Source organism: Pantoea latae (assembly GCF_002077695.1).
Taxonomy (GTDB): Bacteria; Pseudomonadota; Gammaproteobacteria; order Enterobacterales; family Enterobacteriaceae; genus Pantoea; species Pantoea latae.
The window spans coordinates 1-13625 of record NZ_MWUE01000043.1 but is presented as its reverse complement, the minus strand read 5'-3'; the positions used below and the strand labels follow the sequence as shown (position 1 = coordinate 13625).

Annotated in this window: 14 protein-coding genes and 2 pseudogenes; 8 read left to right on the top strand and 8 right to left on the bottom strand. The window is 54.9% G+C overall.

The window, feature by feature from the left end:
- Positions 1–210: pseudogene (locus tag B2J69_RS24425) on the bottom strand (hypothetical protein); the annotation flags it as partial.
- 126 nt (positions 211–336) lie between these two features.
- On the opposite strand from B2J69_RS24425, the pseudogene B2J69_RS23675 reads away from it, so the two are divergent.
- Positions 337–1458, top strand: a pseudogene (locus B2J69_RS23675) (IS3 family transposase).
- 194 nt (positions 1459–1652) lie between these two features.
- On the opposite strand, the gene B2J69_RS22515 reads toward B2J69_RS23675, so the two are convergent.
- From B2J69_RS22515 to tssD, 3 genes are read right to left on the bottom strand one after another with little or no spacing between them, the layout of a single operon-like run.
- Entirely contained in the window at positions 1653–2087 is a 435-nt protein-coding gene (locus B2J69_RS22515) for a Shiga toxin A subunit (protein ID WP_236722775.1), read from the bottom strand.
- Positions 2084–2452: a tlde1 domain-containing protein gene (locus B2J69_RS22510; protein WP_081142544.1), complete on the bottom strand. Its 369-nt coding sequence runs from the start codon at positions 2450–2452 to the stop codon at positions 2084–2086. Before B2J69_RS22510 ends, B2J69_RS22515 begins: the two co-directional genes overlap by 4 nt.
- A 10-nt stretch (positions 2453–2462) precedes the next feature.
- The gene (gene tssD / locus B2J69_RS22505) at positions 2463–2954 is read right to left on the bottom strand and encodes a type VI secretion system tube protein TssD (RefSeq protein WP_081142542.1); all 492 of its coding nucleotides are present in this window, start codon (positions 2952–2954) and stop codon (positions 2463–2465) included.
- Between the two features lie 470 nt (positions 2955–3424).
- Between tssD and symE the strand changes: the two genes are divergently transcribed.
- Positions 3425–3757, top strand: coding sequence for an endoribonuclease SymE (gene symE, locus B2J69_RS22500; RefSeq protein WP_081142540.1), 333 nt, complete (start codon positions 3425–3427; stop codon positions 3755–3757).
- 35 nt (positions 3758–3792) lie between these two features.
- On the opposite strand, the gene B2J69_RS22495 is transcribed toward symE, so the two are convergent.
- A complete protein-coding gene (locus tag B2J69_RS22495; protein ID WP_201789488.1) occupies positions 3793–4401 on the bottom strand; it encodes a class I SAM-dependent methyltransferase in 609 nt (202 codons plus the stop codon).
- Entirely contained in the window at positions 4398–5411 is a 1014-nt protein-coding gene (locus B2J69_RS22490; protein WP_081142538.1) for an HNH endonuclease, read from the bottom strand. The genes B2J69_RS22495 and B2J69_RS22490 overlap by 4 nt, the downstream gene beginning before the upstream one ends.
- A 303-nt stretch (positions 5412–5714) precedes the next feature.
- Between B2J69_RS22490 and B2J69_RS22485 the strand changes: the two genes are divergently transcribed.
- Positions 5715–6071: a DUF1493 family protein gene (locus tag B2J69_RS22485; protein WP_081142536.1), complete on the top strand. Its 357-nt coding sequence runs from the start codon at positions 5715–5717 to the stop codon at positions 6069–6071.
- 352 nt (positions 6072–6423) lie between these two features.
- On the opposite strand, the gene B2J69_RS22480 is transcribed toward B2J69_RS22485, so the two are convergent.
- Complete coding sequence (locus B2J69_RS22480) at positions 6424–6945, bottom strand: hypothetical protein (protein ID WP_081142534.1); 522 nt, start codon at positions 6943–6945, stop codon at positions 6424–6426.
- Between the two features lie 410 nt (positions 6946–7355).
- On the opposite strand from B2J69_RS22480, the gene B2J69_RS22475 reads away from it, so the two are divergent.
- The 3 genes from B2J69_RS22475 (at position 7356) to B2J69_RS22465 (ending at position 10173) form a co-directional block, all read left to right on the top strand.
- The gene (locus tag B2J69_RS22475) at positions 7356–8372 is read left to right on the top strand and encodes an isopenicillin N synthase family dioxygenase (RefSeq protein WP_081142532.1); all 1017 of its coding nucleotides are present in this window, start codon (positions 7356–7358) and stop codon (positions 8370–8372) included.
- 9 nt (positions 8373–8381) lie between these two features.
- Positions 8382–9173 (top strand): MetQ/NlpA family ABC transporter substrate-binding protein, encoded by a 792-nt coding sequence (locus tag B2J69_RS22470; protein ID WP_081142530.1) that lies wholly within the window; start codon positions 8382–8384, stop codon positions 9171–9173.
- Positions 9174–9357: 184 nt separating this feature from the next.
- Positions 9358–10173: a CDP-diacylglycerol diphosphatase gene (locus B2J69_RS22465; RefSeq protein WP_407944766.1), complete on the top strand. Its 816-nt coding sequence runs from the start codon at positions 9358–9360 to the stop codon at positions 10171–10173.
- Here the strand turns inward: B2J69_RS22465 and B2J69_RS22460 are convergent.
- Entirely contained in the window at positions 10109–11422 is a 1314-nt protein-coding gene (locus B2J69_RS22460; protein WP_081142528.1) for a serine hydrolase domain-containing protein, read from the bottom strand. The genes B2J69_RS22465 and B2J69_RS22460 overlap by 65 nt on opposite strands.
- Positions 11423–11540: 118 nt before the next feature.
- Here B2J69_RS22460 and B2J69_RS22455 point away from each other — a divergent pair, with 118 nt between their 5' ends.
- Entirely contained in the window at positions 11541–12431 is an 891-nt protein-coding gene (locus B2J69_RS22455; RefSeq protein WP_081142526.1) for a LysR family transcriptional regulator, read from the top strand.
- Between the two features lie 105 nt (positions 12432–12536).
- A complete protein-coding gene (locus B2J69_RS22450) occupies positions 12537–13046 on the top strand; it encodes an RcnB family protein (RefSeq protein ID WP_081142524.1) in 510 nt (169 codons plus the stop codon).
- Positions 13047–13625 lie beyond the last annotated feature (579 nt).

Here is a 13625-nt window from a genome sequence, read left to right as displayed (position 1 = left end):
AACTGCCAACTGCCAACTGCCAACTGCCAACTGCCAACTGCCAACTGCCAACTGCCAACTGCCAACTGCCAACTGCCAACTGCCAACTGCCAACTGCCAACTGCCAACTGCCAACTGCCATTTTTCTGAAGACAGTTTGGCTGACTTTTCATGAGGGTAGTGATGCCATCCTTTAACTAGTTTACTGTCGCGAATGGTACCGTAAGCCAAAGAATGAATTGTGCCGAGGTGAATCAGCTTAGGTTCAAACCCTTACCCATTGCCCTGACATGCTCCCCGTTGATTAATACACTGTGATGTTAGTAATGTCTTCATAAGCCACATGAGGACATCCCCATGAAGAAGCGATTTTCCGACGAACAGATCATCAGTATTCTCCGCGAGGCCGAAGCCGGGGTTTCAGCCCGGGAACTCTGCCGCAAGCATGCCATTTCAGACGCCACCTTCTACACCTGGCGCAAGAAGTTCGGCGGCATGGAAGTCCCCGAAGTGAAGCGGCTCAAGTCGCTTGAAGAGGAGAACGCCCGCCTCAAGAAGCTGCTCGCTGAAGCCATGCTGGATAAGGAGGCGCTTCAGGTGGCTCTTGGCCGAAAGTTCTGACGACAGACCAGAAGCGGGAAGCCGTGGAAGTCATGTGTGAGGCCGCTGGTCTGTCGCAACCCCGTGCCTGCAGGCTGGCAGGTTTGTCCCTGTCGACCTGCCGTTATTCTGCTCAGCGTCCGGCTGCTGACGCGCAGCTGTCTCTACGCATCACAGAGCTAGCACTTGAGCGCCGCCGCTTTGGTTACCGGCGCATCTGGCAGCTACTCCGTCGGGAGGGCCTTCACGTCAACCACAAGCGGGTATACCGCATCTATCACCTTAACGGCCTGAGTGTAAAACGCAGGCGACGCCGCAAGGGGCTGGCGACTGAGCGGCTTCCGCTTCTTCGCCCGGATGCGCCGAACCTGACATGGTCGATGGATTTTGTCATGGATGCACTTGCCAGCGGCCGCAGGATGAAGTGCCTGACCTGCGTAGATGATTTCACGAAGGAGTGTCTGACGATCACCACGGCATTCGGGATTACAGGCGTTCAGGTGACACGTATTCTGGACAGCATTGCGCTGTTTCGTGGCTATCCTGCAACGATAAGAACCGATCAGGGCCCGGAATTTACCTGCCGCGCGCTCGATCAATGGGCCTTTGAACATGGTGTTGAGTTGCGCTTAATCTAGCCGGGCAAGCCAACGCAAAACGGATTTATTGAGAGTTTCAACGGCCGCTTTCGGGATGAATGCCTGAATGAGCACTGGTTCAGCGATATTCTACATGCCCGGGAAATCATTAATGACTGGCGGCAGGATTATAACGAGTGTCGACCCCACTCATCGCTGAACTATCTGACGCCGGCTAAATTTGCAGCCAGGCTGGCGAAACGGGAAATATGAAGAAAAACCAACCGACATTACTAACTGAAGGTTGTATCTAATCCTGGGGGGGCAGGTCAGGCCGTCGTTATTGAGGGTTTTGACGCATACAGGTAACAAGCTTATGATCTAGGCTGATTTTCCCTCATTAAGAAGCGACTATGGGCAACAGAATGTGGATGATTCGCGGCGATTGTGGCAAGCTCTATGACTAATTTCGCGATAAATAAATTGTAGGTATCTTCAGAACTCGCGAGATAGCGTTATATAGCCGTTATATTTCACCGAGCATTCATCATCGTTTACGAATGCCGAAGAGATAAATTCATCACGTTTATTGTCTCTGTCCGTAAATGTGTATCTTGCCGTTACGGTTAGCACATGTGCATCACGGTACATGTCGTAATACTCTTTCTCAGCAAGCTCAGGATTCTTTTTGCTGTCAGCAACAGCAAGTTTCCGGGCAAACAGCTCAGATACCGGTTTGATACTTAATATTTCGACAACAGTTTTATTATACTGAATTGTAGTCAGGTCAATGCCGAGATCTTTTTTAATACTTGCGAGAAGCATTCCTTCAACAAAATTTCCCGGAGCAGCGCATTCACTGCCTGGCAGATCTGCTGCATGGCTTAACGAAGGCACAAGCACTATAGCCAATAATGTCGTTTTCATCATCGTACAACCTCCAGCGTTGCCCCGATATCTTTGCTTACGAGTAACCGCGTAGCATGACTCATAATGATACAGCCCTCCGATGCGAATCCAGGGACGCCATGAACTCTTTCCCCATGCATGCGAAAGGTACTCATATCACGCCTGTAGGCATTGCCGCTTACATGAACCAGGGTGATAGTCAGCGGACCTTTGCTGCTAGTATGTCGGCCAATCCGCCACTTGCCACGAGGAATAGGCCCCATTCCTCTGACCTGTTCCCGGTCAGGATTATTTTTATTGGTTAAGACGCCAGAATACCCTTTATCGATAAGTTTGCCGTCTTTGAAGAGCTCACCCGTGCTTTGCTTATAAGTCCAGTGTGCCATAGTGATTTCCTTATGCGGTTTTGCGCTCTTTCCAGCTGTCAGTGTGCTGGATGTTGCCGTCTACATAGTTCCAGGTAATTTTTTCGTAGCGCAGGCCAATGTGCTCAATATGTCCGTGCTTTTCGAAGTCTGGATCCTTGATATGAAACATGATGGGCACAACGTGGCATATTTTTACGTTCTCGAGTACAGCATTGAAATATTGTTCTTCCATGCCGTTATAGTTGATGCGGTAATACCTGAAGATGGCTTTTTTTAGCGTTCTGCCTGTTGTCAGTGCGCGGTAAAGCAGAGGCGAAGAGCGGTCAATTTCTTTTTCGAATGTATATGCCTCATGCTGGCGCATTGCAGTCGTTGCCGCCGTTAAATCGTCAGTGGGTATAAACACATCATGCTGCATACCTACAATTTCAATGCTGCCCTCACGTCCATCAACTTCTACGCTACCACTGACCAACTTATCCTCTTCATCATAAAGCCAAAGATAAACGGGTATTGCCATAACCTGAACTCCCTTTCTGGTGAATAAACCTCCTGAATGTACACGTTAGCTGGCTATCAGAATTGACCAGAATCAAGTAATGGCGATTATATGCACAGTAAATGAGTCACAGATAAGACCGGCATTCTGTTGAGAACTGCTGAAAGCCAGGCTGAATAGATCGATGAATCTCGCGAAAAGACCATAAGCAGCCAAAGAAGATTTTTATTTAACATGAGGTTTTAATTTTAATGGCTTGAAAAAAAGATCATGATTTTTTGGCGAAATTTCACAAGCGCTTTTTATTCTTAAGTCTAAAAGGATTGCTCGCTTATATATTAAATTCGCCTTAGAAACACTATATTTTAACCTGTTTCAATCTGGACTTATTTCCCTTCTTCTGATTATATATACAGGTATTTAGCGCGGCGCGGATGTGCTGCAACATACCCGGCCGCTAATCACAACTACTATTTACAGGAATAGTAATCATGACTGTCACGCATTCTATTGCACAACCGTCTGAACCAGAAGTCTTTGCATCAAATAATCGCCAAATAACCGTTGGCTATGCGAGTCGCTATCCGGATTACCGTCGAACTCCTGCCATCACTATGAAAGGACAATGGCTGGAAGAGGCTGGTTTTGCCATTGGCACGGCGGTTGATGTGAAGGTAATGAAAGGTTGCATTGTGCTCACAGCTCAGCAGCAAGAGACTGAACTCATGCAGTCGCTGCGGCAGGCGTGCAAGCTGTCGGCGCGCAAACAAAAGCAGGTGCTGGAATTTATCAAAGTCATTGCCGGCAAACAGAAAGCCGCATGAATAGAAAACCGCTCCTGATACAGCATCAGGGGCGGTTAAATATCTGAAACTCGTGACTCTGTTTTCCCAACTAACACATTCACCCACCGGTCGTTTCTTTCCCTTCGCCGATCCTCACTCATCCACTCCTGCATCACCCTCAGCTCATCACCCTCAATCTCCCTTAACATCCCCGCAATCTCTCCCTCGCGCATATCCGTAAACACCCGCCCATTATCTTCCCGCTCACCCTGACCATACTTAAAAGACGCATACAGCACACCGCCAGCCTTCAGCGCCTTCCCCAGCCGCCGGAACACCTCCGGCAGCTCCGCCCGTGGCACATGCAGCAGTGATGCGCAGCACCAGATCCCGTCATAGCGCGCAGATACATCCAGCTCCTGAAACCGCATCACCTTAACCGCCAAACCGCTATGCTGACTCGCCAGCTCAGCCAGCTCCGGCGAGGCATCAAACGCCTCTACCTGAAATCCCTGTTCAGCAAAGGCTTTGGCGTCACGTCCTGAACCACAACCCGCATCCAGAACAGCGCCGTGCACAGGGAGCAGGGCAGTGAAGCGATCGAGGATCTCTGCCATATCAACTGCGACCGTGCTCTCGAAGAACTGCTGCGCATTGCGCTGATAGTAGCGTTGCGTACTCAAAATAAGGCGTCTCCACAAGCCTGAGGCTGCCAGATATGGAACAACACGCTGCGCGCCGCCTGCCAGCCTGATGCCAGAAAACTGCGCCGCACCGCTTCACTGTTGCCGGTCTGCTGAATCAGCGTCTCGCGCAGCGGCAGATGGCTGTTAATAAAATACTCGTTGCGCTTATGCAACCGTTCCAGCAGCGGCTGCGACGGGATATGGGCGAACTTGCCTTCCTTGCCGCGATTACAGCTCTGACACGCCAGCACCAGATTCCAGACGCCGTTGAGGTTCGGTACCTGGTCTCGCGCCGCCCAGGGAATAAAGTGATCGACATCGGTGAGATCCGCGTGGCCACGCTCAAGGCTGACCGGCCGATAGCAGTAGAAGCAGCGGCCTTTCTGGTAGCCGTTCAGGCTGTTGCGACAGCTGGTGATATCGACGCGTCGCTCGCGCTGGCGCGTAAACAGAACCTGCTGCTCGCTGTCATACTCCACCGCCACCAGATTACGTGACACGCCCATCGACCAGGCCTGTTCGACCAGCCGCCAGCGCGCATCGGTCTCATGGATGAGGTTCTGGAACTGCTGGGTCTCGGTCAGCTTAAAGAACGCCTCGGTCAGTCGGATACCTTTTTGCGTTTTACGTTCATCGAGAAAAAAGCGCACGTCAATTTCAGCGCGGTTCACGTTGTGAAAGGCATCAATCACGTTAGCGAAGCCGCGCTTAACGGTAACCGCCAGCAGCGCCTCTTCACTGATTTCGCCATGATTGAACTGCATGCAGGTCTCGAGGAACTGGCTGCTTTTGGTGGTGATCTGCTTTGGCGCCTGCTCGAGATGACGGCACAGATGCTGGCTGAACGGGCGCGCCAGCGCATCCAGAGAGATAAGATCGTTGCCCTGCGTATGCAGATCGTACAGCGCATGCGCCAGCGCGAATTTGTAGGATGCGACGTTGTTGCCGAACAGAATGACGCCGCGCCAGTAGTTCTCCAGCGTGGAATCGGCCTGATAAAAAAGCATGTTGCCTTGTCCTGAACGAAGCCGATTTGCGAGCTGGCTTCCAGATTAACGAAACAAGTAACAGCTTTGCATAACAGGGGAAGAAATGCATCCGGTGAGTATATGTAAACAGCGATAGCTCTTTTTTCACATGTTCGTCACGGTTAGCTAAGGAGTAATAATAATCAGGCACATTCGTAGGCAGAACGCTCTCTTTAAGGGGATGGATATTGCTTACAGGAGATGTTGCGATTGTTTCGTATAAAGCAGTTTATAAATACAATATGATTTCACACCCATCCGATCGTATCTGGCAGGGATTACATGAATGACTTACATGATTTTGAAAAAGAGGTAATGGAATGGTATGAGAGTAATTGGAACGGGCGTGTGTTGCCTTTTTTCAAAAAACCAGCATTGTCTTCAGAGACAAGCCTTTCTACTGGGAAATATCCCTGGGCAGACGAGGATGCCATGGAAATACTCGATGACTATTTCACGCGCTTCAATGTGGACAGAAAAAACTTCTCATTCGCCAAATACTGGCCTAATGAAGAAGTCACTTTTCCTCTAAATTTCTTCCGTTCTAAAGAGCGAAAATGGCGTTGGATTGAGCCAGAACCGCTTACATTAAAGATGCTCGCTGAATCAGCAAAGGCGGGTTACTGGTTATTTGACTAACAAGGCGTTGGAATATTGCTATCCTTTTAATAATGATAGTGGCGAATTGATAAGAGGGTTCTCTGATATTGCGGGTCGTGAAGTGATTATTGAGATGTAGGTTTTAGTCACGGTTTGCACATGCCGAAAAATAATAAAAATAACTGCAGCACAAATTTGTACTTCGTCTCAATCAACATGGGCGCACAAGTGTGCCTTCCGGCAATGTTACATCTAATACTGTCTTCAGCAATCTTGACTCCGTGACTGAAGCCTGTAATTTCAATTGTGCCTTCACGGTCCTGAACATCAGCTGACCCGTTAATGTCCGCCCACTATCATCTTTAACCACGTATACGCAACGCCAGGCATGTTACAAACTCCTTTTGATTATGATTTTCATTGTGATAAACCAATAACAAGCAATGGTGATTAACAGATTGGAAAGGATAAGAATCGTAAAAATGAAGTATGGATGCGTCTCGCTGTCGGGAAGGAAAAACTGATAGGGCAGAAAGCGCAAAAGCAACCAAAACAGAAAGGTAAATGTGAATAATTTTATAAATCGCCGCGATATGGAGAGTAACCAGTGTTTCAGTGCGCCAGAGGGGATAATTTTTCTTGTGGCGATGTCATAAGCAGTAATCATTAAGCTGAGCGCTGGAATACTGATTAGCGTATTGATTAAAATGCTGAAGTAATCTCTCAGAGATTCCCAAACTTCCACTTCTGGCTCCCCTAAAATAAATTGGGTAACTCTGGCTGCGCTCTGGAAGTCGAAAAGGTGTATCAGATAGCCCGTCAATCCCTCATAAGGAACCACTATCGCAACGCTTAACATTATTACCGCGAACAGTACTATCTTGATGAATAGACTAAATGCATGCTTTACCATCTTTCATTATCCATTGATAATTCAACCCATTAAAAAAATAAAAATACTGCAAGCCTCTGTATGCCTGTTTGATTTAAAGCAAAATAAAGTGGGTTGATTTAAAATATGGCTAAACTTTTAGCAAACATTTACTGGCAGGAAAGACAGGAGCTTCATCATTCATAAATTTACTCGAATCTGTAAATCCATTCTTCACAATGTCTGGAATCATACGCACGAAAAATATCCGCTAAAGGTGCTACCGTGACCTGGCTGCTTTTTTAATCACCCAACTCTTAATCTCTTTCCCGCATACCCTTTCCCCAACTTCTTCTAAAAACCCCTTGCGATAACATATAGCGCTTCACTATTTCCCGATGCGTTTTATTAGTGCGAGGGTAAATCCGGGCATCCTCTCTGGAACACGCACAATGACCTGGACAAGCTTACCGGTGCTGGATCTGGCGCAACTCGCCGGCAGCGAAACCGAACAAACCGACTTCTTAACTCGTCTGCGCGAAAGCGCGCGCGACGTGGGCTTTTTCTACCTCATCAATCACGGCATCAACCCGCAGCTGCAGCAGAACGTGCAGAGCATTACGCGCGCCTTTTTCGATCTGCCGCAGCAAGAGAAGCTGCGCGTCTCGATGATCCACTCGCCGCACTTCCGCGGCTACAACCTGGCGGGCGTGGAATACACCCGCGAGCAGCGTGACCAGCGCGAGCAGTTCGATATCGGCGCGGATCGCGAGCCGCTGCTGCTGCAGCCGGACGATGCGGCGTGGAAGCGCCTGCAGGGGCCGAACCTCTGGCCGGAGGCGCTGCCGCAGCTGCGTCCGGTGATCAACGCCTGGCAGCAGGAGATGACCAATGTGGCGCTGCGCCTGCTGCGCGCCTTTGCCCGTTCGCTGTCGCTGCCGGAGGACGCCTTCGACGCGCTCTATGGCTGCTATCCCAACGAGCACGTCAAGCTGATCCGCTATCCCGGACAGAGCGCCGAGGAAAGCCAGCAGGGCGTCGGCGCGCATAAAGACTCCGGCTTTCTCACCTTCCTGCTGCAGGACGAGCAGCGCGGGCTACAGGTGGAAGTGACGCCAGGCAACTGGGTCGACGCCGCACCGAAGCCGGGCGCGTTCGTGGTGAATATCGGCGAGCTACTGGAGCTGGCGACCAATGGCTACCTGCGCGCTACCGTGCACCGCGTGCTCTCGCCGCCAGAAGGGCAGGAGCGCATCTCCATCGCCTTTTTCCTCGGCGCGCAGCTCGACACCCAGGTGCCAATCTATCAGCTGCCCGACGCGCTGGCGGCGGAAGCGCTGGGGCCGACCAGCGATCCCACTAATCCGCTGATCCGCGACGTGGGCTGGAATTACCTCAAAGGACGCTTACGCTCGCACCGCGATGTGGCGCAGCGCTATTACGGCGATTATCTCAAGAGACTTTCATAAGGACATTGCATGAAAAAGAAGATGGTAGCGACTCTGGCGCTGGCGGCGCTCTTCTCGGGCGCCAGTTCGGCGGCGGTGCTGCGCGTGGCGGCGGATCCGGTGCCGCACAGCGAGATCCTCAACTATGTGAAGAAGATCGATCCTAACCTCGATCTGCAGGTGATCGAACTCAACGGCAACCTTAACGCCAACGAACTGCTGGCGCGCGGCGACGTCGACGCCAACTATTTCCAGCATGTGCCTTATCTGCGCGATCAGGAGAAGGCGCTCGGCGAGAAGTTCGACGTGGCGGCGACGGTGCATATCGAGCCGCTGGGGCTTTACTCGCGCAAGGTAAAATCCCTGAAGGATATCCCGGACGGTGCGCAGGTGGCGGTGCCGAACAACGTTACTAACCTGAGCCGCGCGCTCTATCTGCTGCAGGCCAACGGGCTGATTACCCTGAAAGCCGGCAAGAACGACGCCATTAACAATCTGGCGACGCCGGCGGATATCGACAGCAATCCGCATCACCTGAAAATCGTCGAGATCGAGTCGCCGCAGCTGCCGCGCGCGCTGGATGACGTGCAGTTCGCGGTAATCAACGGCAACTATGCGCTGCAGGCGGGCCTGACGCCGTCAAAGGATGCGCTGGCGCTGGAGAAAGCGCAGGGCAACCCTTACGCCAACGTGCTGGTCACCACGCCGAAGCTGGCGAACGATCCGCGCATTAAAGAGCTGGCGAAAGATCTCGCCTCGCCGCAGGTGGCGAAGTTTATCCAGCAGCAGTATCGCGGCTCGGTGATCCCGGTGAATCAGTAACCAGCAGGAGTAAACGGGATGAGGCCGCATCCCGTTTATTGTTTTAACAAAGTACGATCCAACCCGCTCAGCCTGCGCTAACATCCAGAGAAAAATAATGCGTTGCTGCCAGACAAAATTTGTCTGCATCAGTCAGCGCGATAACCGGCTGGATCTTATGCGATTAAGGATGTTTCGAGGGCTGATGCTTTCTGCGATGGCGCTGCTGCTGGGCGGATGCGCGCGCTCTGATGCGCTATGGATGGTGACGCAGGATCTCTGCATGACCAACTACCACCTTCGGCGCGATTCGGCGCCATGCCAGCAAATCTATCAGCCGCAGCGCAAAGAGCAGGGCTTCAGCGTCCTGCAGAATCCGCGCTATCTCTACCATTTTATTCTGGTGCCAAACCTGGCGATGTCCGGTATCGAGAGCATCGCGCTGTCGCGCGAGGGCCGCACCGACTACTTCGGTTATGCGTGGCTGATGCGCTACCGCCTGATGGCGGTGTATGGCGCTGACGTTCCCGACGACAAACTGGGTATGGTGATTAACTCCGCCTGGGGACGCAGCCAGAACCAGCTGCATATTCATCTCACCTGTCTGCGCGAAGACGTGCGCCGTCAGCTACAGGCGGAGCGGCCTTACATTAGTGAGCAATGGCGGCCGTTGCCCGATCGCCTGCTGAACCATACCTACTATGCCCGCCGCGTGATGCAGCCAGCGGCGATGGGGATCTATCCCATCGCCTCGGTGGCGCGCCATTTTCACCTGTCGCCGCCGCAGCTGGCGGAGTATGGCGTGGCGCTGATACCCACCACTTTCTCGGGAGAGAAGGGGTTTATTCTGCTGACCACGCGTCGCGGCTGGGATAAGGGCAACCGCGCCTCGGTAGAGTCTTTGCTGGATAAGCGCTGCGAGATACTTACGGCTCCGCCGGCCAGCGGCTTTACTCTTACTCGCGCAGCTGCTGCGCAATCGCGCTATACATCAGCGACGCCTCCAGCGGCTGGGCGCTAAACGATGGCTCCGCCTGCGGCCAGGTCGACCACTGCACAATCACCAGCTGCTCGGCGGGGTTGACCATAATCACCTGACCATAAATCCCCAGTGCCCAGAGCGATCCCTTCAGTGACGCTTCCGGCGCAGGCTCGACGTTCTGCGCATTCGCCGGCACCTCGTTGTTCCACCACTGGAAGCCGTAAAGGCCCTGCGGATGCGCCGCGGAAATTGAGCCCTGCGCCTGCGTCCAGCTGGAGGCCAGTTTTAGCCAGCCGTCCGGCAGCGCTTTCTCGCCGTTCGGCAGGCGGCCTTCGTGCAGCACAAACTCGCCGAAGCGTCCCCAGTCCTCCAGCGTGGCGTTGAAGCCGTGCGCGCCGACGTCGTGTTTGCCGGGCTGATAGGCGTGCCAGACGCCGTCGCTCGCCATGCCGTAGGGCTGCCAGATGCTCTGCTGCAGATAGGCGGCGAGCGACATGCCGGTGGCGCGTTCCAGCACGTCGCCCAGCAGCCAGGCGCCGCCCGAGGAGTAGGACCAGTGCTGGCCCGCCGGGTGCGCTTTCTTCAGGCCGGTAACCAGATCACGCACACAGTCATAGGTGCCGGCGCGCGCCTCGCACTGGGTCAGCTGCGCGAAGTCGGAGTCGGGCTGGGTGTAATCCTCGTTCCACGCCACGCCAGAGGTGTGGGTCAGCAGCTGCCGCAGCGTCACGTCCTGCCACGCCGTGCCTTCCAGTTCAGGCTCATAGCGGGTGACCTTGTCCTCCAGCGAATGGATTTTCCCCTGTTTCAGCGCCACGCCGACCAGCGTTGAAACCACCGATTTCCCTACCGAGCGCGAGGTCCAGAGCGTGCTGTCGCTGTTGCCGTGCGCCAGATATTTGTAGGCGATCTGGCCGTTTTTCAGCACCAGCATCCCCGCGACGTTCTGGCGCTGCAGGTAGTCCGCCAGGCTGTAGCGATGGCCGTTAACCTGATAGCTCACCTCGCCGAGCTGACGCCTGGCCAGCGGCAGCGGACGCGCCGCGCCGTGACGAAAAACATCGGCGGGATAGTTGCGGTAGTCGTTGCGAAAGCCCACCACGCGATCCTGTTGATCCCAGCTGAGCATGGTTTTCGGATCCGGCAGGGCGCGATCGAACGGCGTTGGGCAGACGCTGAGCGGCACGCCGCCGCAGGCGCTATGCTGAGCCGCGGCCACGCCATGCGACAGCAGCGCCGTTGTCGCCAGCGACAGCGCCAGCAGCAGATTTTTGTCAGGTTTCTTCATGTGGTTTTCCCTCTCAACAGGCCTTAAAAGCGTGGTCCGCAGTATAGGTTTGGCCCGCGCTGTGCAAAAATCAGCATATGTGGGGAAATCCCCCCAATTACCGCATCAGGGAGCAGTTATGGCCGGTCTCAGTTTTTCCTTTGCGCAGATAGAGGCGTTTTCTACCGTTGCCGCGCTTGGCACCGTCTCGCAGGCGGCGCGGCAGCTCGGCAAGGATCGCGCCACCCTTAGCGAGCTGATCGAGTTTCTGGAAGCGGCGCTGGGCTATAAGCTTTTTGCGCGACAGGGGCGCATGCTGGTGCTGACGCCAGAGGGCCAGCGGCTGAAGCGCCAGGCGGCGCTGCTGATGCAGCAGGCGCAGGCGTTCGACGCGGCGGCGCGTCACGTGCGCCAGGATATCTCCGCCGAAATCAGCCTGGTGTACGATCCCTTTGTGCCGCGTCCCTTTCTCTGCGGGCTGATCGCGGCGCTGGCGGAGAGCAACATCCGCGTCAGCGCCTGGAGCGCGGCGCGCGAAGAGGCGGAAGCGGCGCTCGCCTCCGGCGCGGCGCAGCTGGCGCTCTGCCAGGCGCGCAACCGCAGCCTCGGCAGCGAGATGGCGTGGCGCTCGGTCGGGCTGATCGAACTGGATTTCTACGCCGCCGCCGCGCTGTTCCCGGATGAGCAGCCGGTGTCGCTGTTCGCCCTTGCGTCGCAGCCGCAGCTGGTGATGCATCCGGCGCCCGACGGCGTGGCGGCGAAACAGGGACGTATCGCCGATCGCGCTTTCTACACCAACGACCGCGCGCTGCTGCGCCATCTGTTGGAGAGCGGGCAGGGATGGGCGTTTTTGCCGAAACATTTTGCCGCGACGAGCTGGCGCGGCGTCGAGGCGATCGATGTCGAGGTGGGCAATCTGGCGCTGAGCCAGATGCTGGTAATGCTGTGGAAGCCGGGCATGGCGGCCGATTATGCCGTCAGCGAGGCGATGAAGCTGGTTCCCGAGGTCTGGGCCGAGCGTCAGGGATGACGCGTTTCTTTACATTTACCTGCTGCGCGTGCGGAACTGACAGGCTGTACAGATTGTCTTTATCCTGGTCTACTGTTAACAAAATCAATCAACGTGGAAAACACTATGCGCAGGACTCAGAACGCACTCTTTTTAGCGGGTTTACTGTTTGGCTCGCTGAGCCTTGTTCCCGCTGCACAGGCTGAAGGTGACGCCACCGATACCGTTCCGCCGCCGCCGCAGGTTCAGCAGCAGGCACCCACCGACGCGCAGCCGCAGCAGGGCGACACCACAGACAGCGGCGCGCAGCCGCCGCTGGGACCGAACGCAGAAGAGCCGGAAGCGGGCAGCACGCCAGCGCCGGACGCCAACGCCAACGCCGGCAGCCCGCAGGCGCAGTCGAACTACGATCTCAACCGCATTATCATCGACTACAAAGATTACAAAATTGGCGACAGCGTGCCGCAGCAGTATCTCGACAAATCCTACAATATTGTCGAGTGGCAGAAGCGTAACCTGCCCGCGCCGGAAACCGGCAGCCACTGGACCTATATCGGCGGCAACTACCTGCTGATCACCAACGACGTGGGTAAAATCCTGAAGGCGGAGTCAGGCGATATCTACTATCGCGGCTAAGCGTAATCCGTGCTCGCAGGTGAGAAGGCTTCGAGGCATCTCACCTGCTTATGGATAGTGTCAGAGGGATAAAGCCGGTCATGCGAACTAATGCTTGTCAGTTAATCCAGGGGTGATAACGCTGTCTGGGGCCGCTCAGGGGCTGGCGGTCCTCGCGCCGCTAACGCGGTACCTTCACGCCATTCGCCTGCCTGACGGACCGGCGGGGATGGAACATCCCTGTTCCAGCCCCACCTTTCGCCCGCTTCCCTGCGGGCTCTCCAGGCAGCCTCACTCTGTTCAGCGCTGCGAAATGCCCGCCCCTGAGCGGCCCCAGCCTGCTGGCCAGCTTCCGTGTACGCTGCTGGAAAAGAACGGCGGCGTTTTTCCTGCTGCAAAGGGCACCCTGTCTGAGGCCACCGCGCCTGCTCTGCTGGAAAGGGCTATTCGCAGCGCTGAGGCGGAGACGTTGTGCCCGGAGCCGGTCGCAGGGATGCGACAGGCAGTTCGGGTAGGCCTGGATGGCCGTACCCGAACGGTCCGGCTGGCACGACGTTGCAGCCGAAGGCACCGCGCAGCGGCGCGAGGACGGCCCGGCAG